The organism is Arcanobacterium sp. S3PF19, from assembly GCF_000758825.1.
Lineage (GTDB): Bacteria > Actinomycetota > Actinomycetes > Actinomycetales > Actinomycetaceae > Arcanobacterium_A.
This window is the reverse complement of sequence record NZ_JRMX01000013.1, coordinates 179,116-201,593: the sequence shown is the minus strand read 5'-3', so window position 1 is coordinate 201,593 and position 22,478 is coordinate 179,116. Positions and strand designations below refer to the sequence as shown.

General features: G+C 58.3%; 20 protein-coding genes. 10 read left to right on the top strand and 10 right to left on the bottom strand.

The genetic code is table 11. The annotated features are described in order from the left end of the window. Positions 1–83: 83 nt before the first annotated feature. Genes HMPREF1631_RS03510 through mtrA form a run of 3 tightly spaced genes read right to left on the bottom strand, consistent with a single transcriptional unit; the run spans position 84 to position 4,172 of the window. Complete coding sequence (locus HMPREF1631_RS03510) at positions 84–1,835, bottom strand: LpqB family beta-propeller domain-containing protein (protein ID WP_034232477.1); 1,752 nt, start codon at positions 1,833–1,835, stop codon at positions 84–86. Beyond that, on the bottom strand, positions 1,756–3,489 hold the full coding sequence (mtrB, locus tag HMPREF1631_RS03505; protein WP_052047031.1) for an MtrAB system histidine kinase MtrB: 1,734 nt from the start codon (positions 3,487–3,489) through the stop codon (positions 1,756–1,758). The genes HMPREF1631_RS03510 and mtrB overlap by 80 nt, the downstream gene beginning before the upstream one ends. 2 nt (positions 3,490–3,491) lie before the next feature. Next, the gene (gene mtrA, locus HMPREF1631_RS03500) at positions 3,492–4,172 is read right to left on the bottom strand and encodes an MtrAB system response regulator MtrA (protein WP_034232475.1); all 681 of its coding nucleotides are present in this window, start codon (positions 4,170–4,172) and stop codon (positions 3,492–3,494) included. A 242-nt stretch (positions 4,173–4,414) separates the two neighbouring features. Here mtrA and HMPREF1631_RS03495 point away from each other — a divergent pair, with 242 nt between their 5' ends. Genes HMPREF1631_RS03495 through HMPREF1631_RS03475 form a run of 5 tightly spaced genes read left to right on the top strand, consistent with a single transcriptional unit; the run spans position 4,415 to position 9,531 of the window. Further along, positions 4,415–5,467, top strand: coding sequence for a hypothetical protein (locus HMPREF1631_RS03495; RefSeq protein WP_034232473.1), 1,053 nt, complete (start codon positions 4,415–4,417; stop codon positions 5,465–5,467). 5 nt (positions 5,468–5,472) lie between these two features. Further along, positions 5,473–6,129 (top strand): hypothetical protein, encoded by a 657-nt coding sequence (locus tag HMPREF1631_RS03490; protein ID WP_034232471.1) that lies wholly within the window; start codon positions 5,473–5,475, stop codon positions 6,127–6,129. Beyond that, positions 6,126–7,268, top strand: coding sequence for a DUF4350 domain-containing protein (locus HMPREF1631_RS03485; protein ID WP_034232469.1), 1,143 nt, complete (start codon positions 6,126–6,128; stop codon positions 7,266–7,268). Before HMPREF1631_RS03490 ends, HMPREF1631_RS03485 begins: the two co-directional genes overlap by 4 nt. Next, positions 7,265–8,254, top strand: coding sequence for a MoxR family ATPase (locus HMPREF1631_RS03480; RefSeq protein WP_232215418.1), 990 nt, complete (start codon positions 7,265–7,267; stop codon positions 8,252–8,254). Before HMPREF1631_RS03485 ends, HMPREF1631_RS03480 begins: the two co-directional genes overlap by 4 nt. After that, complete coding sequence (locus HMPREF1631_RS03475) at positions 8,254–9,531, top strand: DUF58 domain-containing protein (RefSeq protein WP_034232467.1); 1,278 nt, start codon at positions 8,254–8,256, stop codon at positions 9,529–9,531. Before HMPREF1631_RS03480 ends, HMPREF1631_RS03475 begins: the two co-directional genes overlap by 1 nt. A gap of 20 nt (positions 9,532–9,551) precedes the next feature. On the opposite strand, the gene HMPREF1631_RS03470 is transcribed toward HMPREF1631_RS03475, so the two are convergent. Beyond that, positions 9,552–10,544, bottom strand: a complete 993-nt coding sequence (locus HMPREF1631_RS03470) for a stage II sporulation protein M (RefSeq protein WP_052047028.1) — start codon at positions 10,542–10,544, stop codon at positions 9,552–9,554. A 55-nt stretch (positions 10,545–10,599) separates the two neighbouring features. Between HMPREF1631_RS03470 and HMPREF1631_RS03465 the strand changes: the two genes are divergently transcribed. Beyond that, positions 10,600–11,463, top strand: a complete 864-nt coding sequence (locus HMPREF1631_RS03465; RefSeq protein ID WP_198017362.1) for an RDD family protein — start codon at positions 10,600–10,602, stop codon at positions 11,461–11,463. Positions 11,464–11,485: 22 nt separating this feature from the next. Here the strand turns inward: HMPREF1631_RS03465 and HMPREF1631_RS06980 are convergent, their stop codons facing one another. Next, positions 11,486–11,893: a DUF3499 domain-containing protein gene (locus tag HMPREF1631_RS06980; RefSeq protein WP_084707388.1), complete on the bottom strand. Its 408-nt coding sequence runs from the start codon at positions 11,891–11,893 to the stop codon at positions 11,486–11,488. 96 nt (positions 11,894–11,989) lie between these two features. Between HMPREF1631_RS06980 and HMPREF1631_RS03455 the strand changes: the two genes are divergently transcribed. Further along, a complete protein-coding gene (locus HMPREF1631_RS03455; RefSeq protein WP_052047027.1) occupies positions 11,990–12,451 on the top strand; it encodes a metallopeptidase family protein in 462 nt (153 codons plus the stop codon). A 1-nt stretch (position 12,452) separates the two neighbouring features. Here the strand turns inward: HMPREF1631_RS03455 and HMPREF1631_RS03450 are convergent, their stop codons facing one another. Genes HMPREF1631_RS03450 through HMPREF1631_RS03440 form a run of 3 tightly spaced genes read right to left on the bottom strand, consistent with a single transcriptional unit; the run spans position 12,453 to position 17,564 of the window. Continuing rightward, positions 12,453–13,964, bottom strand: a complete 1,512-nt coding sequence (locus tag HMPREF1631_RS03450; RefSeq protein WP_034232464.1) for a DUF5719 family protein — start codon at positions 13,962–13,964, stop codon at positions 12,453–12,455. Next, positions 13,951–17,250, bottom strand: a complete 3,300-nt coding sequence (locus HMPREF1631_RS03445; protein WP_034232462.1) for a glycosyltransferase — start codon at positions 17,248–17,250, stop codon at positions 13,951–13,953. The genes HMPREF1631_RS03450 and HMPREF1631_RS03445 overlap by 14 nt, the downstream gene beginning before the upstream one ends. A gap of 29 nt (positions 17,251–17,279) precedes the next feature. Next, complete coding sequence (locus HMPREF1631_RS03440; RefSeq protein WP_034232803.1) at positions 17,280–17,564, bottom strand: WhiB family transcriptional regulator; 285 nt, start codon at positions 17,562–17,564, stop codon at positions 17,280–17,282. A gap of 211 nt (positions 17,565–17,775) precedes the next feature. Here HMPREF1631_RS03440 and HMPREF1631_RS06805 point away from each other — a divergent pair, with 211 nt between their 5' ends. Further along, on the top strand, positions 17,776–18,564 hold the full coding sequence (locus HMPREF1631_RS06805) for a TIGR03089 family protein (protein ID WP_052047026.1): 789 nt from the start codon (positions 17,776–17,778) through the stop codon (positions 18,562–18,564). Positions 18,565–18,714: 150 nt separating this feature from the next. Here HMPREF1631_RS06805 and HMPREF1631_RS06800 read toward each other — a convergent pair whose 3' ends face one another. Together HMPREF1631_RS06800 and HMPREF1631_RS07285 are read right to left on the bottom strand one after the other, a co-directional pair. Further along, a complete protein-coding gene (locus HMPREF1631_RS06800) occupies positions 18,715–19,305 on the bottom strand; it encodes a hypothetical protein (protein WP_198017361.1) in 591 nt (196 codons plus the stop codon). A gap of 40 nt (positions 19,306–19,345) precedes the next feature. Next, entirely contained in the window at positions 19,346–20,581 is a 1,236-nt protein-coding gene (locus HMPREF1631_RS07285; RefSeq protein WP_052047024.1) for an NlpC/P60 family protein, read from the bottom strand. 88 nt (positions 20,582–20,669) lie between these two features. Between HMPREF1631_RS07285 and rfbA the strand changes: the two genes are divergently transcribed. Both rfbA and rfbD read left to right on the top strand, forming a co-directional pair. Continuing rightward, the gene (rfbA, locus tag HMPREF1631_RS03420) at positions 20,670–21,539 is read left to right on the top strand and encodes a glucose-1-phosphate thymidylyltransferase RfbA (protein ID WP_034232460.1); all 870 of its coding nucleotides are present in this window, start codon (positions 20,670–20,672) and stop codon (positions 21,537–21,539) included. Positions 21,540–21,588: 49 nt separating this feature from the next. Beyond that, positions 21,589–22,464 (top strand): dTDP-4-dehydrorhamnose reductase, encoded by an 876-nt coding sequence (gene rfbD / locus HMPREF1631_RS03415; protein ID WP_034232458.1) that lies wholly within the window; start codon positions 21,589–21,591, stop codon positions 22,462–22,464. Positions 22,465–22,478 lie beyond the last annotated feature (14 nt).

Sequence of the window (22,478 nt, the reverse complement as noted above, 5' to 3'; positions counted from 1 at the left end):
ACCGCACTTCGCGTCCGTACAGGCGGGGACGCAGGCCGCGCCGAATCGGGATTCCCATCCGCACCGGACGGCGGGAAGCGCACTCAGCCGGGAAAAGCCGGGGAAGTTACGCCTGAGGCAAATTTACGCCACACACCGGAAGAATACCCGAACAGATCGGAAGAACTGTTCAGCACCACCAGCGAATCTTTACCCTTTCCGCCGGCCACCCGGAGGGGATTGCCCACTGCCGGGAGCGGATTGAGAAAACCCCCCACTTCTTCCTCGTAAAGCCCGAATCCCGTGTCGTTATCCGCTTTGGCGAGAAAAACCAGCCGGGTATCGCCGATCCAGACCATGTCTTTCAGCTCGGTAACGGCCTGCGCAATCCTTACGGGTTTGGAAAAACCTGTCGGCCTGCCCGAACCGTCGCGTAAAATCCCCACAAGATAGCAGTACAGTCCGTCGTCTTTGCGCACTGCGGCTACCAGACGGGATCCTTCGCGCGAAACTTTCAGCCCCTGCGCCGTTCCGTCGCCGATCTGCGGAAGATTCAGCACCGTGCGCGAGCCGGAAGAGGGATTAAAAAGATTTATCTTTCCTTCCGTTTTGCTCTCGCTCCACCACATCCATCCCGCGCGGTCAAAAGACGGAGTCAGAATATGGTTCCCCGAAGCCACGGAGGTAACCTTTTTCTTCGCAAAATCCAGCAGCGACAGCTGCGTTCCGCCCTGTCCCACACCCGCACCCAGCGGCGGATCGCCGTATCCGAGCGCAAGATCCGTCAGCTGCAGGGGTTTGACGCTTTCTTCCGGGAAAAGAGTTTTCCCCTTCCCGTTTTGCGTAATCTTCACGGGAACACCGTCGCGCAAAACCACCGGGTCCCCGCCGGGATCGGTATAGGAAGACAGTTCCTCCGGCGCCTCTCCGCCCAGCACCGTTCCGTTCACCGTCAGCTCCACGCTCTGCGCCAGGCCGGCTTCCGCAACCGAATACGCAAACTGCGCTTTCAGCACTCCGATTTCCGAATCGGACAGCGAGGCCGCGCCCGCCGAGAGGTTTATTTTCGCCCGTCCGGTTTTTCCGTCCACATCGGCATTCAGAACTTCGGTGTTTTCCGGAACAGCGCTTCTTGCCACACCGGAAAAATTTTCTCCCGGCCCTTTGACCAATGCCTTTGCCAAATTCACAATTCCGCCCTGCCGCGGAAACCAGCGCACTTCGGGCAGCAGGTATTTGTCGTTAAAAGTGGAAAAATAAAGCGGCGTGCGCCGGTAAAGCGAATCAAACAGCGCCTTGGGCATCGCAATTCCGTCGCTCAGCGCACCGATCCGCCACTCCCCTTTGCCGTCGCGGATCAGGGAAAACTCCTGTGAAACCGTGGCGCCCGAATCCGCCGAAGACAGCTTCCCCTCCCGGTCCAAAGCAGCCAAAGCGGAAACCGAAACACGAAACGCGCCTGTCGGCGTCTGCGAAGCGGTCTGGCTCTGCGAGTCGGGATATATTCCCACCGAAGCCAAAGGGTTCCATTCCTGCGAAGCCTGTTTCGTGAGGAACTGCCGCGCCGTGGCAAAATCATCTGTCAGCCCCACGGAAGCGGCCCGCAGAAACGAATGCACAACCTCCTGTGCCGAGGCTCCCGGAGTCGGGCCTTTCGGATTCAGCGCTATTCCCCCGGAGAGCTGTCCCCCGCGCCGGACCGTCACTACCTCTCCCGCACGCGGCAGACCCGTACAGGCGGACAGCACGGCAGTAGCAAAGAGACAGACAAAAAATCTAATCGCCTTCATCATCACTTCCGTTTCCCGCAGCAGCCTGCGTTCCGTTTTCCCCAAAACCGTCGGTCTGCGCCGCATTTTCCGCCCCGGGGAGCGCGCCGTCTCCCTCCGGGGAATAAGGCTGCGGCACTTTCAGCTCCAAAGGCGGAGTAAATACCGCCCCTGCCATCTTCGGAACGGTAAACAGGAATACCGCACCCACGCCGGGTTCCCCGCCGGCCTCCAGCGTACCGCCGTGGATATTTGCGTCCTCCCGGGCAATTGTCAGCCCCAGGCCGGTCCCGCCCGTTTTGCGCACACGGGAAGTGTCGGCCCGCCAGAAACGGTCGAATACGTGCGCCGCCTGATCGGCGGAAAGCCCGATTCCGTGATCCGCCACTTCCACCGCCACCGCGGAATCGTTTGCCACCACCCGAATCCGCACCGGTTTTCCCTCGGCGTGCTCCAGGGCATTAACCGCCAGATTCCGAATTACGCGTTCCACGCGGCGCGGCTCCACCTCGGCCGTGGTATCTCCGCTTACCTCCAGCGTCGGCACAACACCGTTGTCCAGTGCCAGAGGCCGAAGAGAAACCAGCACGTTCTCCACAATCTGCGCAACCTGAACGCGTTCGGTGACCAACGCCATCGCGCCGGCGTCGTAACGGGATATTTCCAGCAGGTCGGAAAGCATCGAATCCAGATTTTTCACCTGCGCATGCTGCAGCTCCGCACTCCGTTTCAGCGCACCGGGCAGTTCGTCGCGTTTATCGTAGAGCAGCTGTCCCGCCATTCTGATAGTGGTCACCGGCGAGCGCAGTTCATGCGAAACCGCCGACACAAAATTGGTCTGAATCGCAGACATCCGTTCCAGTTTGGTGAACTGATCCTCAAGCGAGGCCGCCATCCGGTTGAACGAGGTTCCCAGCCGGGCAAGTTCATCCGTTCCGGAAACATCCATCCGCACGTCGAATTCCCCTTTGGCAAGGCGGCGCGCATTGTGCGAAGCCTCCCGCACCGGGCGCAGCACCATCCGCAGAATAAGATATGTGAGCAGGGCAATCCCAAAAGCAAACACAATCAGGCCGATAAGCAGCGCGCGCACGGTGGTTTGCAGCAGTTTGTTCTGATTCGCCAGAGAATACAGCGCAAACAGATGATACGTGCCCGAGTTCGGAATCTGCACGGATGTGCCCACCACGATTCCCGGCACAACGGAGCCGTCAGGCATTTTTGCCGCGACCGACTGCCACGCCAGCCTGTCCGAACGGGAAACCGCACTGCGCAGCTTTTCGGAAACCAAAGATCTGATTGCGGTGGCCGAAGCGGTTGTGGGCTCAACGATTTTTCCGATTGTGTTCTGCCCGTTTGCCCTGATCAGAGCGGCGCCCAACAACCCTCTGTTCGGGTCGTACATCGAAGAGACGAATTCATTGGCCACCTGCTGGGTCTGCCCGGCTGTCGGGGAAACGGCTGCGGAAAATTTTTCCTGCACCACTTTCTCTTCCCCCGCGAAATGCTCCACATATGCACTGACGGCCTGGTCAAAAACGGAATTCCTGATTGTGGACACCACTGTGATTCCGATAATTCCCGCCACCAGCAGACCGCCGACCACAATGCTGAGGGCAACGCGGATCCGAAGCGAGGAATACCACGTTTCGATTATCCTGTCGAAAAACTCCAAAATACGGCTGAAAACCGAGGGATTTTCACCGTCGGCAGGATGCTCCCGCTTCTGCCCGGTGTGCATATTCACCCGCGCACGGCTCCCGCCCGATATCCTACACCGCGCACAGTCAGAACGACCTGCGGATTTTCCGGATCCTGTTCAACTTTTGCCCGCAGACGCTGAATATGGACGTTCACCAGGCGCGTATCGGCACTGTGGCGGTAGCCCCACACAATTTCCAGCAGTTCTTCGCGGGAAAACACCTGAAACGGCTTGCGCGCCAAAACAGTCAGCAGCTCAAATTCCAGCGGAGTCAGATGCAGAAGCCGATTTTCGCGCCGCACTTCGTGCGCGCCGAGATCGATGGTCAGATCTCCGATCCGCAGAATCTCCGATTCCGGTTCCTGGCGGCGCAGACGCGCCTTTACCCGCGCCAGAAGAATGGAGTTGTCAAACGGTTTGGTCACGTAATCGTCGGCGCCTGCCTCAAGACCGGCGATAACATCCACGGAATCCGTTTTTGCGCTCATCATCACAATCGGCACATCCGATTCCTCACGCAGCAGCCTGCACACGGATACGCCGTCCAGTCCGGGAAGCATTACGTCCAACAGCACCAAATCCGCACCTTCGGAACGGAATACCGGCACCACGTTTGCGCCGTTTGCGCATACGGTTGCGCGATAGCCTTCGGACTCGAGGAGAATCGCCACCATTTCCGCGATACCCGGATCGTCGTCCACCACCAAGATATGCTGATTCATTTTTCACCGCCGTACGCACTTTATCAACTGTTTTAAGTTTACATAGCTTTTTCCCGCGCGCAAGGGAACAGCGCGGACGCACCGCCGCAAAAGCGGCAGTCTTTCTCTGCCCGATCCCGGCGCCGGCAGCGGGCGGAATTAACACAGCCGGCAAAATTATCCATACCGGGGCATGATAAAAATCCGTTCTTTTTTGGTTATCATTGTAGGGAGGGAAACAGCCCGCGGCGAGGAGGATTTTTGTGGAGGAGATTTTATTGAACGGCTCGGGCGGCGAACAGCCGCAGGGAAACGGATACGGGCAGTACGGAAAGCCGTCCCCGTCCGCGTTCGCCTACATCCCCGCACGGCCCGGCGTTATCCCGCTCAGGGAGCTGAGTATCACGGAAACCCTGGACTGCGTCCTGCGGCTGCTGAAATTCAATCCCGTGGCCTTTATTGTTTTTCCTCTGCTGGTTTCCCTGGTCTGCACCGTCGTTTCCGAGATTCTGCTCGCCGTCCTGGGCGAGTCTTCGTCCCTGTCCGTAATCGAAGCACTGGGCGACCCCGATTCTGCCGCAGGAATACTGCTCTCGTCCGTCGCCGGATTTTTCGGTGTTTCTTTCATAATTTCGGTCATATTCGGAATTCTGGAACTTGCGCTCACTTCCATTGCCTCAACCAAAGTCACGCTGGCTTCGGTTCGCGGCAGAAAAATGGGTCTGAGACAAACCTGGCAGGCGGTTAAGCCGGGGTGCGGGAAACTGATTCTGCGCATTGTTGCGCTCACAGCCGTGATCTTCTTCATAATGCTGTTTTTCCTGATCCTCGTTGCGGCGTGCGCCGCACTGACAATCGGCGGCGTGTTTTCCGTATTCGGCCAATCCGGGATATCCGTTGCGCTCTCCGTCCTTGCGGGGATCGCCGTACTGGCCGCGGAGGGTGTTCTTTACCTGCGGTTAATGACCGCCTCCTGTGCACTCGTTGCCGAGGAAACAACGGTATTCGGGGCGATATCCCGCGCCTGGGTGCTCACGCGCAAAAGCATCCGCTATCTGTTCGCGGTTATGCTGCTCAGCACAGTTCTGATCACTATTGTCGCCGGTGTCGCCTCGGCAGTGGGCGTGATCTCGGTGGCGTCCCTTATCGACGGCACAAACGGTCTGGGAATCGGGGGCGTTATTGCCTCCTCCGTTGTGTTCCTGCTTATATCGGCCATACTCGTCCCGTACATGACCGTGCTGAACAATCTGATTTATGTGAATATGCGTTTCCGCAGGGAAAATTTTCAGCAGCAGCTGTTTTCCGGAGACTGAGAACCATGTTTTATCCCTGCGCCCTGCAGCCCGATGGAGATGAGGCACTGTCCTGGGTCAGTGCCGAGCTGGCGAAACTAAAATACCGCCGAAGCACGTCCCTGGCGGAACTGCTCGAATCGTGGCTTGCTTCTCTCATACAGCGGGTTGTCCGCACTTTCTCCGGCGAATCCGGCACTTTTTCGGCTTTCGTCATCCTGCTCACCGCCGCGGTATTTGTCCTGTTTGCGTTTTTCGCTTTCAGATACGGCACCGTATGGAAAAAACACAGGAAGATATCTGAGCACGCGCCGGCGCATCCCGCACTTTTCTCCGACGCGCGCGGATCCGGGGAGCTGTTTCGCGCGGCCGACGCCGCTTTGGAAAACAAAAACCCCGATCTGGCCGTGATTGAACGCTACCGCGGCGTTATCCGTTACCTCGAAGAACAGCACGTAATTTCGGTTCTCCCCGGAATTACCGCTTTGGAAGCCGCCCGGCTGGCGGTCCGGGCAGTGGGCAGAGAGAAACTGTTTGCGGAAAACGCCCTGCGGTTTAACCGGATATTCTTCGGCTACCGGCATGCCGACAACGATGCCGTAGCGCTCAGCTGCCAATTCATGACGATCGTCACCGAACTGACGCTGAAACCCCTCACGCTGCCCGCGGAGCGGACCGGATGAAGACACACGCAGATACAGCCGGCGCACACAAAACGTTTTCTGTTTCTTTGCTCTGCGTTCTCCTTGCCGTTCTGTCCGTAATGGTGGGAATGCTGTTTTCCCGGGACGCGGACCCGAACACTTACGCACCCGACTCCGCACTCCCCCGGGGAAGCGCAGCCGTTGTCTCCGTTCTGCGCAGCCGGGGTGTATCGGTGATTCACACCACCGATGCGGAAACGCTGCAGCGGGCAGCCGAGGGCACGACAGTGCTGGTCACCGACCCCGATGCGCTTGACGCAGAGGAAAGGGAACAGCTCGCCCATTCGGAGGCGGATGTGATTATTCTGGCCCACAGAAGAAATCTGTCTCTGCCCGAGTGGGGATTTCCGCTGTATGTGCGGCAGCGCAAATATGACTCTCCCCTCGCCGCCAAATGCGCGGACCCCGACGCCAAAGCCGCCGGTTCCCTGATGTCTGTGGACGCATTGCTGACGGCAGACAAAAACGGGGAGGAAACCGCCCCGCCCGGCCGGCTGTCCGTGTGTTTTTCGCACGGAGACGGATTTGCGTGGGCCACTTCAAAAACCAATCCGCACATTTCCGTTTTTACGGGCGGGAAGATACTGACCAACCAATTTCTTCCCCAAAAAGGCAACGCGGTTTTCGCACTGCGCAAACTGGGACGGCACAACAGGCTGTTTTGGGTGGAAAACTACCGCCCCCGGACACCGGAAAACACGCCTGCCGAAGGGCGGGAACCCGCATGGATGGAGATGTTTTTCTCTGCGGCGGCAATGTGCGCGCTGTGGTATTTCGTATACCGCGGACGGAGATTCGGCAAACCCGTTCCCGAACCGCTGCCCGTAACCGTCCCGGCAGGCGAAGCCGCGGTAGGCAGGGCAAAACTGTATGCGCAGAGCCGGGATTTTCCGTATCTGGCAGAAATTCTGCGCAGCAGTTTTCTTCTCCGGCACGAAACACGCCTCGGACTGCGGAAAAACATGGACCGCGCGCAGATCGTGAAGGCAGTTTCCGCAGCTGTGCACTGCAGCACGGAAGAAACGGATAATATTTTATTCGGGAAAGACATCCCGGGCGAAAAAGAATTGAAACAGCTGCAGGAGCAGCTGCGGAAATGGGAAGAGGAGATGAAATGAATTCGTTTTCCGAGTTCTGCGATACGGGCGAAGAAATCACGCAGATGCAGCAAAAATTCAGACAGATTCGCGCGGAAGCGGCAAAAGTAGTGGTCCGCGGGGACGAAGCCATATCCGCCCTGCTTATCGGGCTGCTGACAGGCGGCCACGTACTCCTCGAAGGAGTGCCGGGAACTGCGAAAACACTGCTGGTAAAAACTCTGGCCCGGGTGATAAATCTGAATTTCGCACGCGTTCAGTTCACGCCCGATCTGATGCCCGGGGATTTAACCGGGTCGGTGATCTACCACAGCGGCGAAGCACGGTTTGAATTCCGCAAAGGACCCGTATTCACAAATCTGCTCCTCGCCGACGAAATCAACCGCACTCCCCCGAAAACGCAGGCCGCCCTGCTTGAAGCCATGGCAGAATCACAGGTAACGGCAGACGGAAAGTGCTACCCCCTGGAAAAACCGTTTATGGTTGCGGCCACCCAAAACCCAATCGAATATGAAGGCACCTATAATCTTCCCGAGGCCCAGCTCGACAGATTCCTGCTGAAAGTCGAAATTCCGCTGCCCGCACGGGAAACCGAAAGCGAACTTCTGCGCCGCCATGCTACCGGTTTCCGCCCGGCCGATCTGTCGGGCGTCAATCTGAATTCGGTTGCCGACGCGCAGGATGTGCTGCGGGCCGCCGAAGAAGTGCGCGATGTGGAAATTCACGAAAGTCTGCTTGACTACATTGTGGAAATCGTGATGGCCACACGGACTTCGGGCTCTCTGGAACTGGGAGTTTCACCCCGCGGAACGGTCTGCATGCTGCAGGCCGCCCGGGCGCGGGCATGGTTGGACGGACGCAGCTACGTGCTCCCCGACGACATCAAAATTCTTGCGCCTTCCGTTCTCACGCACCGTCTGATTCCGGGAACGGAAGCGGAACTCGACGGGCTCACCGCCCACTCGATACTCGACGGAATCCTCAACACGGTCCCGGTTCCCCGCTGATGTATATCCGTCTGCCTGCAGTTCTGTGGTCCCTTGCCGGAATTCCCATCGCCGTTGCCACGCACAGCGTGCACAATATGGCAGTCTTTCACCTCTGTCTCCTCTGCTGTTGCCTCTGCGACGTTTTGCTCGCCGCAAAACCGCAAAGCCTGCGGATAACCCGCACGGCGGCGAATAGCGCAGCCGTGCGCACGCCGGTAACGCAGAAGCTCACGGTCGGCAACGGCGGAAAACGTACCTTCCGCGGCGCGGTACGCGATGTGTGGCCCCCGTCCGTGCAAAGTTCCCGGCAGATTTTCTCCTTTACCCTGCTTCCCGGGGAAACGGCACAGTTCAGTGCGCAGATAACACCCGTAAGACGCGGCATGCGCAAATCGGCGCATCTGACCGTCCGCAGCTGCGGCCCGCTGCGGCTCGCCGGCAGACAGAAAACATTCCCCACCGGGCAAAAACTTCTCGCACTGCCGCCGTTTCTTTCCCGCCGCCTGCTCCCGGAAAAAATACGGCAGCTGCGGGAAATCGAAGGGCAGACACTGCTCCTGCGCCGCGGACAGGGCACGGAATTTGATTCCCTGCGCGAATACGTTCCCGGTGACGACGTGCGTGCCATTGACTGGCGTTCAACGGCACGTCTGAGAAAAACCGTCGTACGCACATGGCGGCCGCAGCGGGACCGAAATATCGTGATTCTGGCCGATACGGGACGGGCCGGGGCGATGCGCCACGGACGGTATCCGGCTTTTGACGCCTATCTGGAGAGCATATTTCTTCTCTCGGCACTCGCCGGCAAAGCGGGCGACAAAGTAAGCGTCTTTACACTGGGAGAAACAATCCGGGCCGAAGCCGTGAAACTTGCCGGATTCGGCGCCATTCACACGCTGGGGGCAATTCTGGCCGATATCGAGCCCACTCCGACGCAGACCGACTGGATTTTGGGCGCGGAACGGATTCGGCGGCTGTTTCGCCGCCCTGCCTTAATTGTTATCCTCACCAAGCCGGGCACCGGCGCTCTTTCCTCAGGACTGGAGGAAGCCATTACGCTGCTCAAACGGCACAGAATCGTCATCGGCACGCTCAGGCATTCCGCTGCGGGAAACGGGCCGGCGGAAACCGGGATTTACCGCGAAGCCGCTTCCCTGCGGACCGGGCTGGAAGAGGCGGAAATCCGGCGCTGGCTGAAGTCCCGGAACGTAACGGTGACGGCAGGCAGCCCACAGACTCTGCCCGCGAAAATCGCCGACACATATCTGAAACTGAAAGCGGGCGGAAAACTGTAACGCATGCGGCGCGCGGACACTTAGGCGTATTCGACGGATGCTTCCGGCCCCGCCTGCGAAATATCGGCACTTTCCTCCGCTTTGCACGCCCTTCGCCCAAATACGGTCACCCAACACCAGAAAAGAACAAAGATAAAGAAACCGCACAGCATTTTTACTGCCCACGGAAGGGCGGAAGGCGTCACAAACCCTTCCGTCATCCCCGCCAAAAACAGCAGTCCGGTCAGTGCAAATACAGTTAAAAGCGTCTGCCTGCCTTCTTTTCCGAGCGCGGCGGCGCGCGGCATATTCCCGGGCACGGCCAAAACCCAAAATATTTTCAGCCCTGCGGCTCCGGCAACGAAGACCGCACACAGTTCCGGTATCCCGTGAGGCAAAATAAGCCCGAAAAATACATCCAAAGCCCCGCGCGAATGCATAATCGCACCCGCCTGCCCGATTGCCACGGCATTTGTCCACAGCACCGACACGGGCACAATTCCCGTGAAACCGCCGACTATCGCGGAAACGGCAATAAGTGCGTTATTCGTCCAGACCATTGCCGCAAATTCGGAATTCGAATAAACGGAATAATACGACTTAAAAGCATGCCGCGCATATTCGTCCAGCGTATGCGGCGTACCCAGCTCGGAAAGCAGCTGCGGGCAAAAAACATAGGTAAGAAAAGCGGCAGCGGACACGGCAAGGAAAGACAGTGCCACCGCAAGCGTGAGCCATCTGAGCCGATACACGGAAAGAGGAAGCGTCCGGAGAAGAAAGCGGGCCAATGCATCCTTCACCGACATCACTTCAGTGGTTATCCGCACCCTGGCCCGGGCAAGAACGGCGGAAAGAAACAGGACGGTCTGCGGATCGGGCGCCCGGGAACGGATTTTTGCCAAATCCGAGGAAGTTTGCAGGTAGAGACGGTAAAATTCATCACATTCCCTGCCGTCTGACACACGTTTTCCGGTCAGCTGCGAAAGCCGGTCCCAATCCGGCATACGCGTTTTCACATATGCGTAAACATCCACTCTCCCACTTTGCCATAAAACCGCGTAAATAGCAGTTTCGGTTAATATGGTAGATATGAAAGACAGCATGCGAAGCACACCGGGGGAAAAATACGCGGAGCCTGCCAAAACATGGCACTCTGCCGCGGAAATCATCACGGGCGAGGCGGTGGCGCTGGAACTGCCGCCGGCCACGGTTTTTTCCCGTCTTATTTCGGGGGCCATCGATCTGGTCTGCTTCGCTGTTCCGATGCTTTATCTGGACTATGTAATCTCGAATATCCCGTTCTCGCGCGCGACGGAAGTAAGCGCATACATTATCAATACTCTGATATGGATTTGCGTTGTGCCGGCCCTGATCGGAATCGTCACAAAAGGATTTTCCCCGGGGAAACGGCTCTTGGGATACCGGATTGTGAGCGGGGACGCAGGTGCCGTAACCATTCGGCAAAACATTTTGCGTTCGCTGGTCGGGATCAGCGAAATCTGGCTTATGGCAGGCGTGCCTGCTTTTATTTCCCTTGCGTGTACACGCAGAGCCAGGCGCATGGGCGATCTGCTATCCGGCACCTACGCAGTAAAATGGCCCAAAGGCACGCTGAAAATTCCCGCATTTGACGTGCCCGGGGCATTGGAGCCATGGGCGGCGGCGGCACAGACCCGGCCCCTTGCGGAACCGCTGCAGCTGCACATTCTAAACCATTTCCGCACCCGCAGCAGTCTTGCGCCGCACATACGCCGTTCACAGGCACTTCTTTTGGCGGCAACGGCGGAAAAATTTGTTTCGCCCGCGCCGCCCCCGGGCACGCCCGCGGAAGACTTTCTGCAGGCACTTCTGGCTCTGCGCCGCAAAACGGAAACGGAGAAAAACGAAAAATCCGAAATACGCCGCCGGCGCCTGGAAAAACGCCTTTCCGTGCTGCCGTACGTGCGGCAGTAGGCGGGAAATCTTTACTTCCCTTTCAGTCCTCTTTCGCGCCCGTATCGGGTACGATATGCAGCCTGGGACGCACGGGGGAAAAATCAAGATCCGCGGCCGCAGGCAGATCCGAGCGTCTGCGGATATCGCGCACGGCAGGCTTCGGAGCGGGAACCTCTTTTTCCGATGCCGCACGGATTGCTTCCGCCAGGGCAGTCAAATCATCCGCGGAAGGAGGCGCGGGGGCAAAATCTGTTACCAGCCTGACCATCTGCCATCCCACGGGAACCGTTACCGAGCGGGCATGATCCGCGCACAGATCAAAAGTTCCGGGTTGGGGAACCGGGGAAAGCGGGCCGATCACGGCAGTCGCCTCCCGATATCCGTAAGTCATTGTGGCAACGGCAGGAAGGGAGCAGTTTCCCCGGGAGCATTTCCTGATCGGTGGCACCGCCGTCTCCTTCCGTCTCTCCGTTTCGCCTACGGCCGGTATATCATAAACACGGTCCGCGCTTTACAGCGTCAATGTTAAGGATACACTGAAAATATGACAAGATGCAGAACCTCCCCGCGTATCCTGCGCCGGCGCGATATTCACGGCCGGGGCCTGCGCGGCCCGCTTTTCCCCGAAAATGCACCGGCCGGGAAAACACGTCCGGAAGTTTTTGACGCTTTTCTCTCGTGGGAATTGGCAAAATTCTCACGGCATCTGGGAAAACGGCTGGAAAAATATGATTTTGCGGTAACCGATGTACCCCAAAACGATCCCGCCCCCTGGGAAGACGGTATTCCGTTGGGCAGATTCCTGCCTTTTGAACGCCCGGCAAAAATCCACGGAAGAATTCTGTTCTACCGGATTCCGATTATCCGCGCCGCGAGGGAAGAGCCGTCGTTTACCGATTTTCTGCACTCAATCGTAGCCGGCCAGATCGCTTCGGCATTGGGGGAAACGGCCGCGGCGGTCGACTACCGCATACAGTCTGCGCGGCAGAGCGGAAAGAAACGTTAAATCAGTTTACGGTGCTGATCCTGATCTTCCCGTTTTCTCCCACCCCGGGAATCACGGGCACCCAGTCAACTCCCGGGCCGTTGCCCAAATCATCGCGCAGCGCAACACCGGCATACACCTCCGTTTCCGAGTCAACCCGGACATAGGCACTGCCCTGCGGCAGATCTGCTCCCGCGCCGGAGTCTGCTTCCAGAGTTCCGGTTTTCAGTTTTTCCCCGGATGCGGAGAAAGCCGTCCATTTCACCCGCGCCGGTTCGGCGGCAGAAACTATCAGCCGGGCACTTCCCACACCAAAACCGGCCATTCCCTTTCTGACCGGCTGCACAGCGGAAATTCTGGCTATATCCGTTCCCGCATCTGCCGAATCGGCCGCCAGTTCCACACCCGCCGAAATCGGAGTCTGCGACTCGATGCGCAGAGCGTAGTCTCCGGCCTGCAGATCTTTCAGGCTCAGATCAAGCACGCTTTTCGCCGCTATTTCCGTTTGCGGGCTGCCGGGCAGCGGATGCATTCCCTGCCCGGAAAGAACAGATACCCTCACGGTCTGTTTTTTGCCGCCCGGGTTCACAATTCGCAAAACCGCCCGATAGCGGGAATCTGCCGGGCGCGAAGAACCGTCCTCTTTTTCCGCGGGCAGTCCGGGCAGATCCGTATGCTTTTCCTCGGCGGCGGGCAAAAACAGTCCCGGCAGATAAATATCGGTCCCCGCGACAGAGGGTTTGACAAAATCCACTCCCCGGGCAGTTACGCCGTCCAGCCGGAGAGTCTGCAGCTGCGCAGTGAAAAAACCGGTCTGCGACGTAACTTCGAAAGCAATCCGCCCATCTTCCGGGATAAGACCGTCCAGCATGATTTTCTTCATACCGCCGGCGGGAACGGTGATATCCTGCGCAGACCCCAGACTGAGCTTCCCTGCGGACCCGTAGGCATTCAGACGCACCGTAATCGGATTGGCCGCCGGATTTATCACCACCAGCCGGTTTGCCGTGCCGACCTTGGTTTCCGAGGCAACGAACCACGCGGAATCCGTCTGCCAGGAGCACGTGCTGTTGGCGATTCCGCGCAGATCCCCTCCCACCGCGCGGTGTGCCGAATACCCGGCCGCGGCCATGTCAGCCGAACCGCGGCGGTCAAGACGCAGAATTCCCAGTAACTGCGGCTGCGAAAGGGCAGAGGAAGAAACAAAATTGTCCGCAGGCACAGGATCGGTTACGGCCCGTGCGTCATGTGCGCCCGAGAGAGGCATCCAAAGTCCGCCGTGCACCGCGCCGCCGTGCAGAAACACACCCGCTCCGCCGGAAACCCGGTTCGCTTCGCCCAATACTTCCGCCGGCTGCTGCACCGCAGATTCCGCGCCCCCCATACAGCCCAGGTATGCACGTCCGTCCGCCGTCACCGCTGCCACCTTTAATTTGGGCTGTGCGGAATCGGGAAGAAAATTCGCTCCGACGCCCACCGCCACAGCCAGTGCCGGCAGGGCGAGGGCAGAGATACCGTAACTAATCTTCATCATCGCTTCCCTTCTTCCGCACGCATAGCGGAAGCATTAAGAGCGCCGCGGCCGTCACGGCCAGAATCTGCAGGGCGAGTAAACCGTCGTGCAGAGGCGAAACATACGTTATCCGCAGCGTTCCCCGCTTTCCGGAGGGGATCTTCCATCCCTGCTGCCATCCGTTTGGTTTCTGTTTCAGCGGCTCCGGCGTTTTCCCCGCAAACTGTGCTTTCCATCCGCTGTCGGCACGCTCTGCCAGCAAAAGCAGCTCCGCATTCTTCGTATCCGCCTCCGTGCCGACCCGGTAATCGCGCGACGGCAGCGGGGAGACGTATTTCCCCGCAGAATCTGCCAGATACGCACGCGAAACAACGAAGCGCTGCGAAACGGGCGTAACTCTCCAAAATGCACCGGTTTCGTTTTCGGTGACGTAGGTCAGCCCGGGCGTCGCAGAAAGCGCAGCCATCAGATGCGCGCGCGCCGGGGCATTCTGCGGTATCTGCGGCGAAGATTCCGCCGGCGGAAGAAGCAGCACCGAAATTCCGTGCCGCGCCAGCCCCTCCGCCGCGGAAGAAGAGCTTGCCGCCGCCGCGGCCACCGTTTCTTTCAGATCGGTATCCGCCGGATCGTCGCCAAACAGCGTCCGCAGATTTCCCGGAACGGACAGTTCGTGCATCTGCACTCCCCCGTTTCTCCATGTTTCCGTTCTGATCCCCGCCGACGTGGGATAAAGCACCAGTGTGCGCGATTTCGCGGGAGAAGCCATATTATTCTCCGCAATTGCGGGAATCACCCGCTCGGGTTTTGCCTGCAGCAGACTCTGCATGGAATGCATGTTCCCGCGTGCCCACGTCAGTGCGAAAACGGCTGCCGAAACCGGCACGGAAAGCAGCAGAAGCAGCCCGAGAAGATGCGTCGGACCAAAGGATTTGATCCGCATCCGCCGCAAAAGGGAATCCAGGGCACAGGTGACGGCAACAGCCAGTGCCAGCCAGGAAAGCGAATGATAAATTCCGTACCATCCGCTAACCTGCCTCAGATTTCCCCCGTCAAAGCTGACCCGGGCCACCGTTACCATACGGGCGGCGGGCGCCAACACAAACCCGAGGATCCCCACTGCCCACGCCATACGCACCGCAACAGCGTGCACCTCGCTGAACAGGGCAAATACCGCCTGCGCGGCAAGCACGGCCAATGCCAGAAACGGCAGAAACTGCGGAAGGGAAAACCCGAAGCCGAATTCCGGCAGCCCGGTGGCGATTTCACGCAGCGTTGCCCCGGTCGGCCACGGCCTGCCCGGCGTACTGAAAAAATACGGCAGCACGGTTTTCCGGTTCAGTTTTATCAGCTGCGGCAAAAGAACGGCCAACGAAGGAAGCACCATCCACAGAAAACGCAGCCTGCGTTTCGCGCACACAAACGACACGGCCAAAACTGCCGCAAACAGAAGAAATATCGGCGCGGCGGCACTCAAAACGGCAAACAGAAATGCGGACGCCGCCGGCATTGCCGGACGGGAGCGCAGCGCACCGGAAAGTGCCGCAAGCAAAAGAGGCAGCAGACAGTGCACGATCACGGCGGGCACCCTGCCCTCTGCGAGCGCGGCAAGATACGGGGGAGCAGTGATCCAAAGAAGAGCGGCGGCAAAACGCAGTCCCCAAAAACCGGTAAACCGGCCCGCTGCCAGATATGCCGATACCGCACCGACAGCCACGGACAGATACAGCGTAGCCGTAAGCAATGCCCCCAGAGTAAGACGGAAAGGAATTCCGGGAATGAGGAACGGCAGATACATCAGCCAAAGAGGGTCGGATGTGCCGGGCAGACCGTCTCCGTGGGCAGCCCACGGCTGTAAAATGTCGTGCCACAGGACCCCGGCAGTTGCCGAATCATCTGCCAGCGGACCTCCCACCAGTACTCCCCGGGCAAAAAAGTGCATAAAAAGCGCGGCCGTTACCAACAGGGAGACAACGAGCGTCACAAACAGTCCGCGCCGGGATTTCAAAGCTTTCCGCTCCAATTCAAGGGCGGTCAGCGGGTCGGGACGGAAACGCATTTTTTCCGCTTCTTTGCGGGATCTGCGCAGTTCATGCCGCGCTCTCCAAACATCGCGGAGGGTGGATTCCGACAGGCGCAGTGAATTTTCCCCCCTGCCCGGGTCCGCCGTTTTGGCATTGCGGGCGCGGGCAGCGGCAACGGCACCCCAAATGCCGGCCGTTTTTGCCACAGTCCCGATTTGCGCACACGCACCGCGTAAATCGCGCAATACGAGGCTGCGCAGAGAGCGGAAAATACCCGCTGCCAAATACCAAAGCCACAGGAAGAAGAGCAGCGGCGCGGGGGCGGCAAGCAAAGCATTGTAAATCCGGGCAAAACGGCGTGCCTGCAAAGAAGCCGGCGAATGCGTAAGAGAAAGGCGGCAGTGCCTTATCCGAGCCCGGGAAGCCACCGTTACGCGGAAGCCCGCTTTGCGCGCCCGGCGCGAATACTCCAGGCCGGCGCCGAAGGCAGACAGGTTTTTGTCGAATCCGCCCAGCAGAGAATAAACTTCCGCACGAATCAGCATTCCCGCCGTTCCTACCGCCAGCACGTCGGTTCGCATATTGTACTGCCCCTGGTCGCGTTCGCCGTCGGCAACTTCGGGAACGCGCCGGGCAAAACGCGTGGCACAAATTCCCGCTTCCAGAAGATTATATGATCCGTCGGGGTTAGGATCCCAGGAAATCTGCTTGGCGCCGACAATCCCTATGCGTGCGGACTGTTCTCCCAGACGCATCTGCAGAGCCAGCGCCGAAGACATCGGAGCAGAATCGGGATGCAAAATCCAATACCAGGACCCTGCCCGGGCACTGCGCAGGGAACCGTCTTCATTTCCTTTGGCGTTTTCGCCGTGTTTCCCGCCGGATGCGGCCCGACTGCCGATGTTTTCGCCCTGCCGGCCGATGTTTTCGGTTTCTCCGCCGGCATTTTCGTTCCGCTCCCGTTCAAGCTGTGCGTCTTTTCGCAGAAGTGCGTCCACTGCGGAGGCAAAGCCGGCCGATTTCGGATCTTTTTTTCCTGCTTCGGAATTCTCCGCTCCGTTTTCCGTATCCTCCCCGCACAGCACAAATTCCGTTTCCGCTGTGGCCAGTTCGGCGCAGAGCGCGGACAAATCGGCATAAACTTTCGAATCCGCGGGGCAAAAAACCAATACTCTCTGCGGCCTGAGCGTCTGCTTTGCCACTGCGCGCAAAGTTTCGGGAAGCCGGGAAGCATCGCCGTTCACTGCCGCCACAACCGCGGCAACCCGATTATGAAGGATCCGCAACCTACCTCTCCTTCCTGCGAATTTGGATTTTAACCCCGTCCGCCCCTGGCAAACTTACGCTCGCGCGAAATCCGCTTTCGGTCGTTGTCGGAAGTGCCGCCCCAAATGCCGTGACGAATATCGTTGCGGATCGCATATTCCAAACACTGCGCACGCACGCCGCAGCCCCGGCAGATAGAAGTGGCAGGCGCGGTTGATCCGCCCTTTTCGGGATAAAAAATATCGGGATCTGTCTGTGCGCACAGCGCGTCTTCCATCCAGGACAGATCTTCGGGTGCCGAAGTGCCGTATCCCAGATTGAATATCCCTTCCATCAGAGACCGGGCCGTCCGGTCAGATTGGGAAGGTGCCTGCGGATCTGCGGAAGAAGGTGAGGGAACGGCAGCGATTCTGCCCATGCCCGCCGACACCGGCAGGTCGGAAACCTCTTGCCGCATAATACACCTCTTCCAAAAATATTTGCTACATAAATTACACGTGTGTAATACCCAAAAAGTCAAGGCGATGGAGTAAATTGAGTTGTGTATGACGAAAATTCCGCAACCCAGATTAGTATTTGACAGACTCCGGGCTCTTGGCACCTCTCCGGCCCTGACGTGGTACGGAGAACGTGAACGCATTGAGCTGTCGGGGAAAGTGTGCATGAACCACCTGGCAAAAACCGTTAATTTTCTGCGCGACGAAATAAGTCTCGAAAAAGGCGGGGAAGTAATCATGGATCTTCCTCTGCACTGGAAGTCGCTGCTCTGGAGTGCGGCCGCTTTTTCCTGCGGTGCCAAACTGCGTTTTCTTGGCTGCGAAGAGGATTTTTTGGACCTGACCGACGAACAGGCGGTAAACCCCACCGAAGACACCGTGATCATCAGCGGCAGTGTGGCGCACCTGGAAGAACTCTACGACCTGAATCTGCCTGCCGTACTGCTGGCGCTGAACACGGAAAGTCTGGAACCGGCATGGAATGCGGACCTGCTCGGACCACTTCCGGGAGTCGGGGAAATTATTGACGCGGGCGCCGAAGTTCCCGCGCAGCCCGATCTGCTTACCCGGGAACCCGAAGATCTTTCCCCGGCAGAAGAGTCTTTCACGGCAGCTGCCCGGGGCGGATATGACCTGCCGTCGGAAAATGAGGCGAATGAGGCGCACGGCACGCTTCTGGTATCCGCGGCGCGCCTGCACCGGCGCACATCTTTGCCTTTCTGCCTTGGATTTTTTCTGCGAACCGTCTCTGCCGGGCAGCGGGCGGTTTTCGCCGACTGCGGCGAAGCGCAAGTCGCGCGTATTGCCGCCGAGGAAAACGCACAGATCCTTCTGTAAACGCCGAAGCGTGCAAATCGGGCAACGAAACGGACCGATGTATGCATATACGGCAGCATCCGGCCAAACCGTTGCCCGAAATGTCCGCGCGCCATTATTCTCCGCCGGCAGTTCCGTACCTGCCGTGCGGCAACGCGGCGCGGGCTGAAACTAAAACACTACCGGCCAATGGGGCAGACATCGCGTCAGAGTCGCACGGGCCGAGTCCTGATCCGCAACAGCCTTTACATACTGCGGATTCTGCTGCGGCTCACGTCCCTGTTTGATATCTTCCTCCGCTTTGGCCCCATCTTCGAATTCCGGCAGTTTCCCGCTGATTATTTTTTCGTCTATTTCCGTATATACCCGCAGCGCGTGCAGGGCAGAAGCGCCATTTTTATCCGCTTCGGCAATATGTTTCAGCTTCTCACCGTACTGACGGAGAAATTCCCGGGCTGCCTTGGACCAAATCTCACGCGTATCCGTTCCTTTTTCAATGAATGCACGGTATTCTTTCCCGATGGCACTGCCGGAGACAAAATCGGAAAGCATTGCGTCTATTTTTGCGCATGCCTTATTCGGCGCATGCTTTTCGGGCATCACAAGGAAAGGATCTTTCGCTTTCCGTTTCACGTTCGGTTCCCGGCTCACAGAAGTTTCCCCACCCTGTTTTTCCCTGTCCGCAGTGTTTCCGGCGCAGGCACCGATCCCGGTTAAAGAGACTATGAGCGCAACGCACAGCGCAGCTCTTATTTTTCCCATACGCCGCAAAGAATATTCTTTTCCCATCTGCATCACCGTCTCACGGGAAGGGACGCACAACGGTTTTCACCGTGCGCCCCCACCCGTAGCTTGTGGTGTAAGTGTCAATACGCGCCGGACGGCCCATCCAATCGGTATGGATCACCAGATCGCCGCCGATATAAATCGCCACATGGGTGATTGTACCCGAGTTGTCCGTGTAGAAAATCAGATCCCCGCGCTGCCGCCGGGAAATGGGAACATGCATAAAGTATGGGTAACGGAACAGCTCCTGCGACGTGCGGTAAGTCGGCCATGCATGTTTTATCACGTTAATCGGCTGCGGATCCATTCCTCCCGCGTAAATCGCCTGCAGTGCCAAACCGGAGCAGTCAAAACCGAGACTGTAGGGGCCCGCGCCACCCCAAGTATAGGACGAACCGAGCTGGGCGTAAGCATAACCGACCATTGCCTCAATTCGTTCCTCCCGCGTTGCCTCAAGAGAAACCGGAGTCGCCTGATACTGATCCGCGTACCAACTGTAACCGGTACCCAGAGCATTCCATGTGCGTTCGTCCACAATACCCGTCGCGGGCAGACCCACACGGCTCTGAAAATTTCTCACTGCCCGGAGAAAAGCGGCATCTGCGGTTGCTATCTTCCGGGGATTCCAAATTCCCAGACGTTTTTGCACAATCAAAACCTTCGTGCCGTTCATTCCCGGAGTAAGTGTGTTCGTGGCCCGGCCCAGAGGGGTAATTGACGACGTTGGCTGAAGAAACCATGGCGAAACCTCATATACGATCCACGCACCGGAAGACGCAAAATGATATTTCTTTCCATCGATTACGCGATCACCGGTAACCATCACACCCGAANCAGGATCCACATAATACCAATACCGCCCGGGCTTCACCCAACCAACGGCACGCCCACCGGAATCACCGTAAAAACGCCAACCGTCACCGGCATGCACCCAACCGGTACGCATATAGCCGAAATCGTCAAAACAGTACTCGACTCCGCCAATAAGGGCAGTGCCCGATTTCGGGTACGAACCGTCGGCATTTCGCCACCACCATTTTCCGATTGGGGAATGAACCCAATTCCCCGCTGCCCGATTCGCCGCAGGGGGATTGTCCGCGGCTCCGGCTTGGCTGCCGCCTGCATCTGCCTGCCCGGCTGCCGCCAAGCCGGAGCCTGAACCTGCCGGTTCCGTGTCTGCGTACGCAACAGAGCCAAGCAGCAAAAAGAAAGCGGCAATAACGGGAACAACGCGCCTGTGTATATGTGCCATGTTTCTATGATAATTCATCTCTCCCCGGTTAAAGAGAAAACCGCACAAATGATATAATTTCCCTTAGACGTTTTAAAAGGAGCAGTCAATGCGCGGAATTATTCTCGCCGGGGGATCCGGCACCCGTTTACACCCGATCACAAAGGCGATTTCCAAACAGCTCGTGCCGGTATACGACAAACCGATGGTCTATTATCCGATGACCACCCTGATGCTCGCCGGAATTCAGGACATTCTGGTTATCACCACTGTGCACGACCGGGACCAGTTCCGGCGTCTGCTCGGCGACGGCTCCGCACTGGGCGTAAATTTAAGTTACGTCACGCAGGAAACACCCAACGGTCTCGCACAGGCTTTCGTGCTCGGCGCGGAGCACATCGGCAATGAGGCGGCGGCCCTCGTCCTGGGCGACAACATCTTCTACGGCCCCGGGATGGGCACAAGACTGCGCCGGCACACGAACCCCGACGGCGGCGCGGTGTTCGCCTACCACGTAAACGATCCCCGGCGTTACGGCGTAGTTGAATTCGACAGCAATATGCGCGCACTTTCCATCGAAGAAAAACCGCAGCACCCGAAATCGGATTATGCCGTGCCGGGCCTGTATTTTTACGACAACAACGTCGTGGAAATCGCAAAAAATCTGCGCCCCTCACCGCGCGGGGAATATGAAATCACGGATATCAACAAAGCCTATCTGGAAGCCGGAAAACTTGCCGTGGAAGTCCTGCCGCGCGGAACCGCCTGGCTCGATACGGGCACGTTTGCTTCCCTTGCGGACGCAACATCGTTTGTGCGCACGGTCGAAGCACGCCAGGGCCTGAAGATCGGCTGCCCCGAAGAAGTCGCCTGGCGCATGGGCTTCATCGACGACGAAGGTCTCGCCCGGAGAGCCGAGCCGCTGCGCAAATCCGGCTACGGCGAGTATCTGCTGCGTATTTTGAGTCAGGGAAAATAAAAATTTTCCGGCCGAAAACCGGGTAAAAGCAAAACAGGAAGTGAAATATATGAAGTGGACAATTGTCGGCGCCAAAGGAATGCTGGGAACGGATCTGATTACCCGTGTGAAGCGGGAGGGATACGAAATAACGGCCCTGGATCTGGGCGATATCGACATTACGGATGCCGCGTCCGTACAGGGCGCGCTCACGCCCGGGCAGGACATAGTCGTTAACTGTGCGGCTTTCACCGCCGTTGATCCCGCCGAGGAAAACGAAGGCACAGCTTTTCGGGTCAATGCCACGGGAGCAGCGAATCTGGCGCGCAGATGCGCGCAAACGGGCGCGCGGCTGATACAGGTTTCCACCGATTACGTATTTCGCGGAGACGGCACAACGCCCTGGAACGAATACGACGCCCCCGATCCCCTCTCCGCCTACGGGCGCACAAAAGCCGCGGGAGAATGGGCGGTGCAGACCTACACAAAAGACTATCTGATCGTACGCACCGCATGGCTTTACGGCAGATTCGGGAACTGTTTCCCAAAGACGATGGTTCGGCTGGCGCAGAGCCATGATACGCTAAAAGTCGTAACGGACGAAGTGGGGCAGCCCACATGGACCGTGGATCTGGCCGATCTGATTGTGCGCCTGGCACAGGCCAAAGCGCCGACCGGGATTTACCACGGCACCAGCTGCGGAAAGACTTCCTGGAACGGATTCACCAAAGAAATCATGAAGGCAGTGGGGAAAGACCCGTCAATGGTTCTGGAAACCACCGCCGCCGCATTCGACAGGCCCGCAAAGCGCCCCTCCTTTTCCGCACTTGCCCACGGCGAACTGCGTAAAATCGGTATCGAACCGATCGGAGACTGGCGGGAAAGATGGCACGCGGCGGCAGATACCGTGCTTGTGCCGGAGGATCCCGCCTCCGCCCGGGCATAGCCCGCACCCGCATA

Coding starts and splice junctions, on each gene's coding strand:
- HMPREF1631_RS03510 (WP_034232477.1), bottom strand. CDS start 1,835: ATGCGGCGCAGACCGACGGTTTTGGGGAAAACGGAACGCAGGCTGCTG.
- mtrB (WP_052047031.1), bottom strand. CDS start 3,489: ATGCACACCGGGCAGAAGCGGGAGCATCCTGCCGACGGTGAAAATCCC.
- mtrA (WP_034232475.1), bottom strand. CDS start 4,172: ATGAATCAGCATATCTTGGTGGTGGACGACGATCCGGGTATCGCGGAA.
- HMPREF1631_RS03490 (WP_034232471.1), top strand. CDS start 5,473: ATGTTTTATCCCTGCGCCCTGCAGCCCGATGGAGATGAGGCACTGTCC.
- HMPREF1631_RS03485 (WP_034232469.1), top strand. CDS start 6,126: ATGAAGACACACGCAGATACAGCCGGCGCACACAAAACGTTTTCTGTT.
- HMPREF1631_RS03480 (WP_232215418.1), top strand. CDS start 7,265: ATGAATTCGTTTTCCGAGTTCTGCGATACGGGCGAAGAAATCACGCAG.
- HMPREF1631_RS03475 (WP_034232467.1), top strand. CDS start 8,254: ATGTATATCCGTCTGCCTGCAGTTCTGTGGTCCCTTGCCGGAATTCCC.
- HMPREF1631_RS03465 (WP_198017362.1), top strand. CDS start 10,600: ATGAAAGACAGCATGCGAAGCACACCGGGGGAAAAATACGCGGAGCCT.
- HMPREF1631_RS03455 (WP_052047027.1), top strand. CDS start 11,990: ATGACAAGATGCAGAACCTCCCCGCGTATCCTGCGCCGGCGCGATATT.
- HMPREF1631_RS03450 (WP_034232464.1), bottom strand. CDS start 13,964: ATGATGAAGATTAGTTACGGTATCTCTGCCCTCGCCCTGCCGGCACTG.
- HMPREF1631_RS03440 (WP_034232803.1), bottom strand. CDS start 17,564: ATGGAAGGGATATTCAATCTGGGATACGGCACTTCGGCACCCGAAGAT.
- HMPREF1631_RS06805 (WP_052047026.1), top strand. CDS start 17,776: ATGACGAAAATTCCGCAACCCAGATTAGTATTTGACAGACTCCGGGCT.
- HMPREF1631_RS06800 (WP_198017361.1), bottom strand. CDS start 19,305: ATGGGAAAAATAAGAGCTGCGCTGTGCGTTGCGCTCATAGTCTCTTTA.
- rfbA (WP_034232460.1), top strand. CDS start 20,670: ATGCGCGGAATTATTCTCGCCGGGGGATCCGGCACCCGTTTACACCCG.
- rfbD (WP_034232458.1), top strand. CDS start 21,589: ATGAAGTGGACAATTGTCGGCGCCAAAGGAATGCTGGGAACGGATCTG.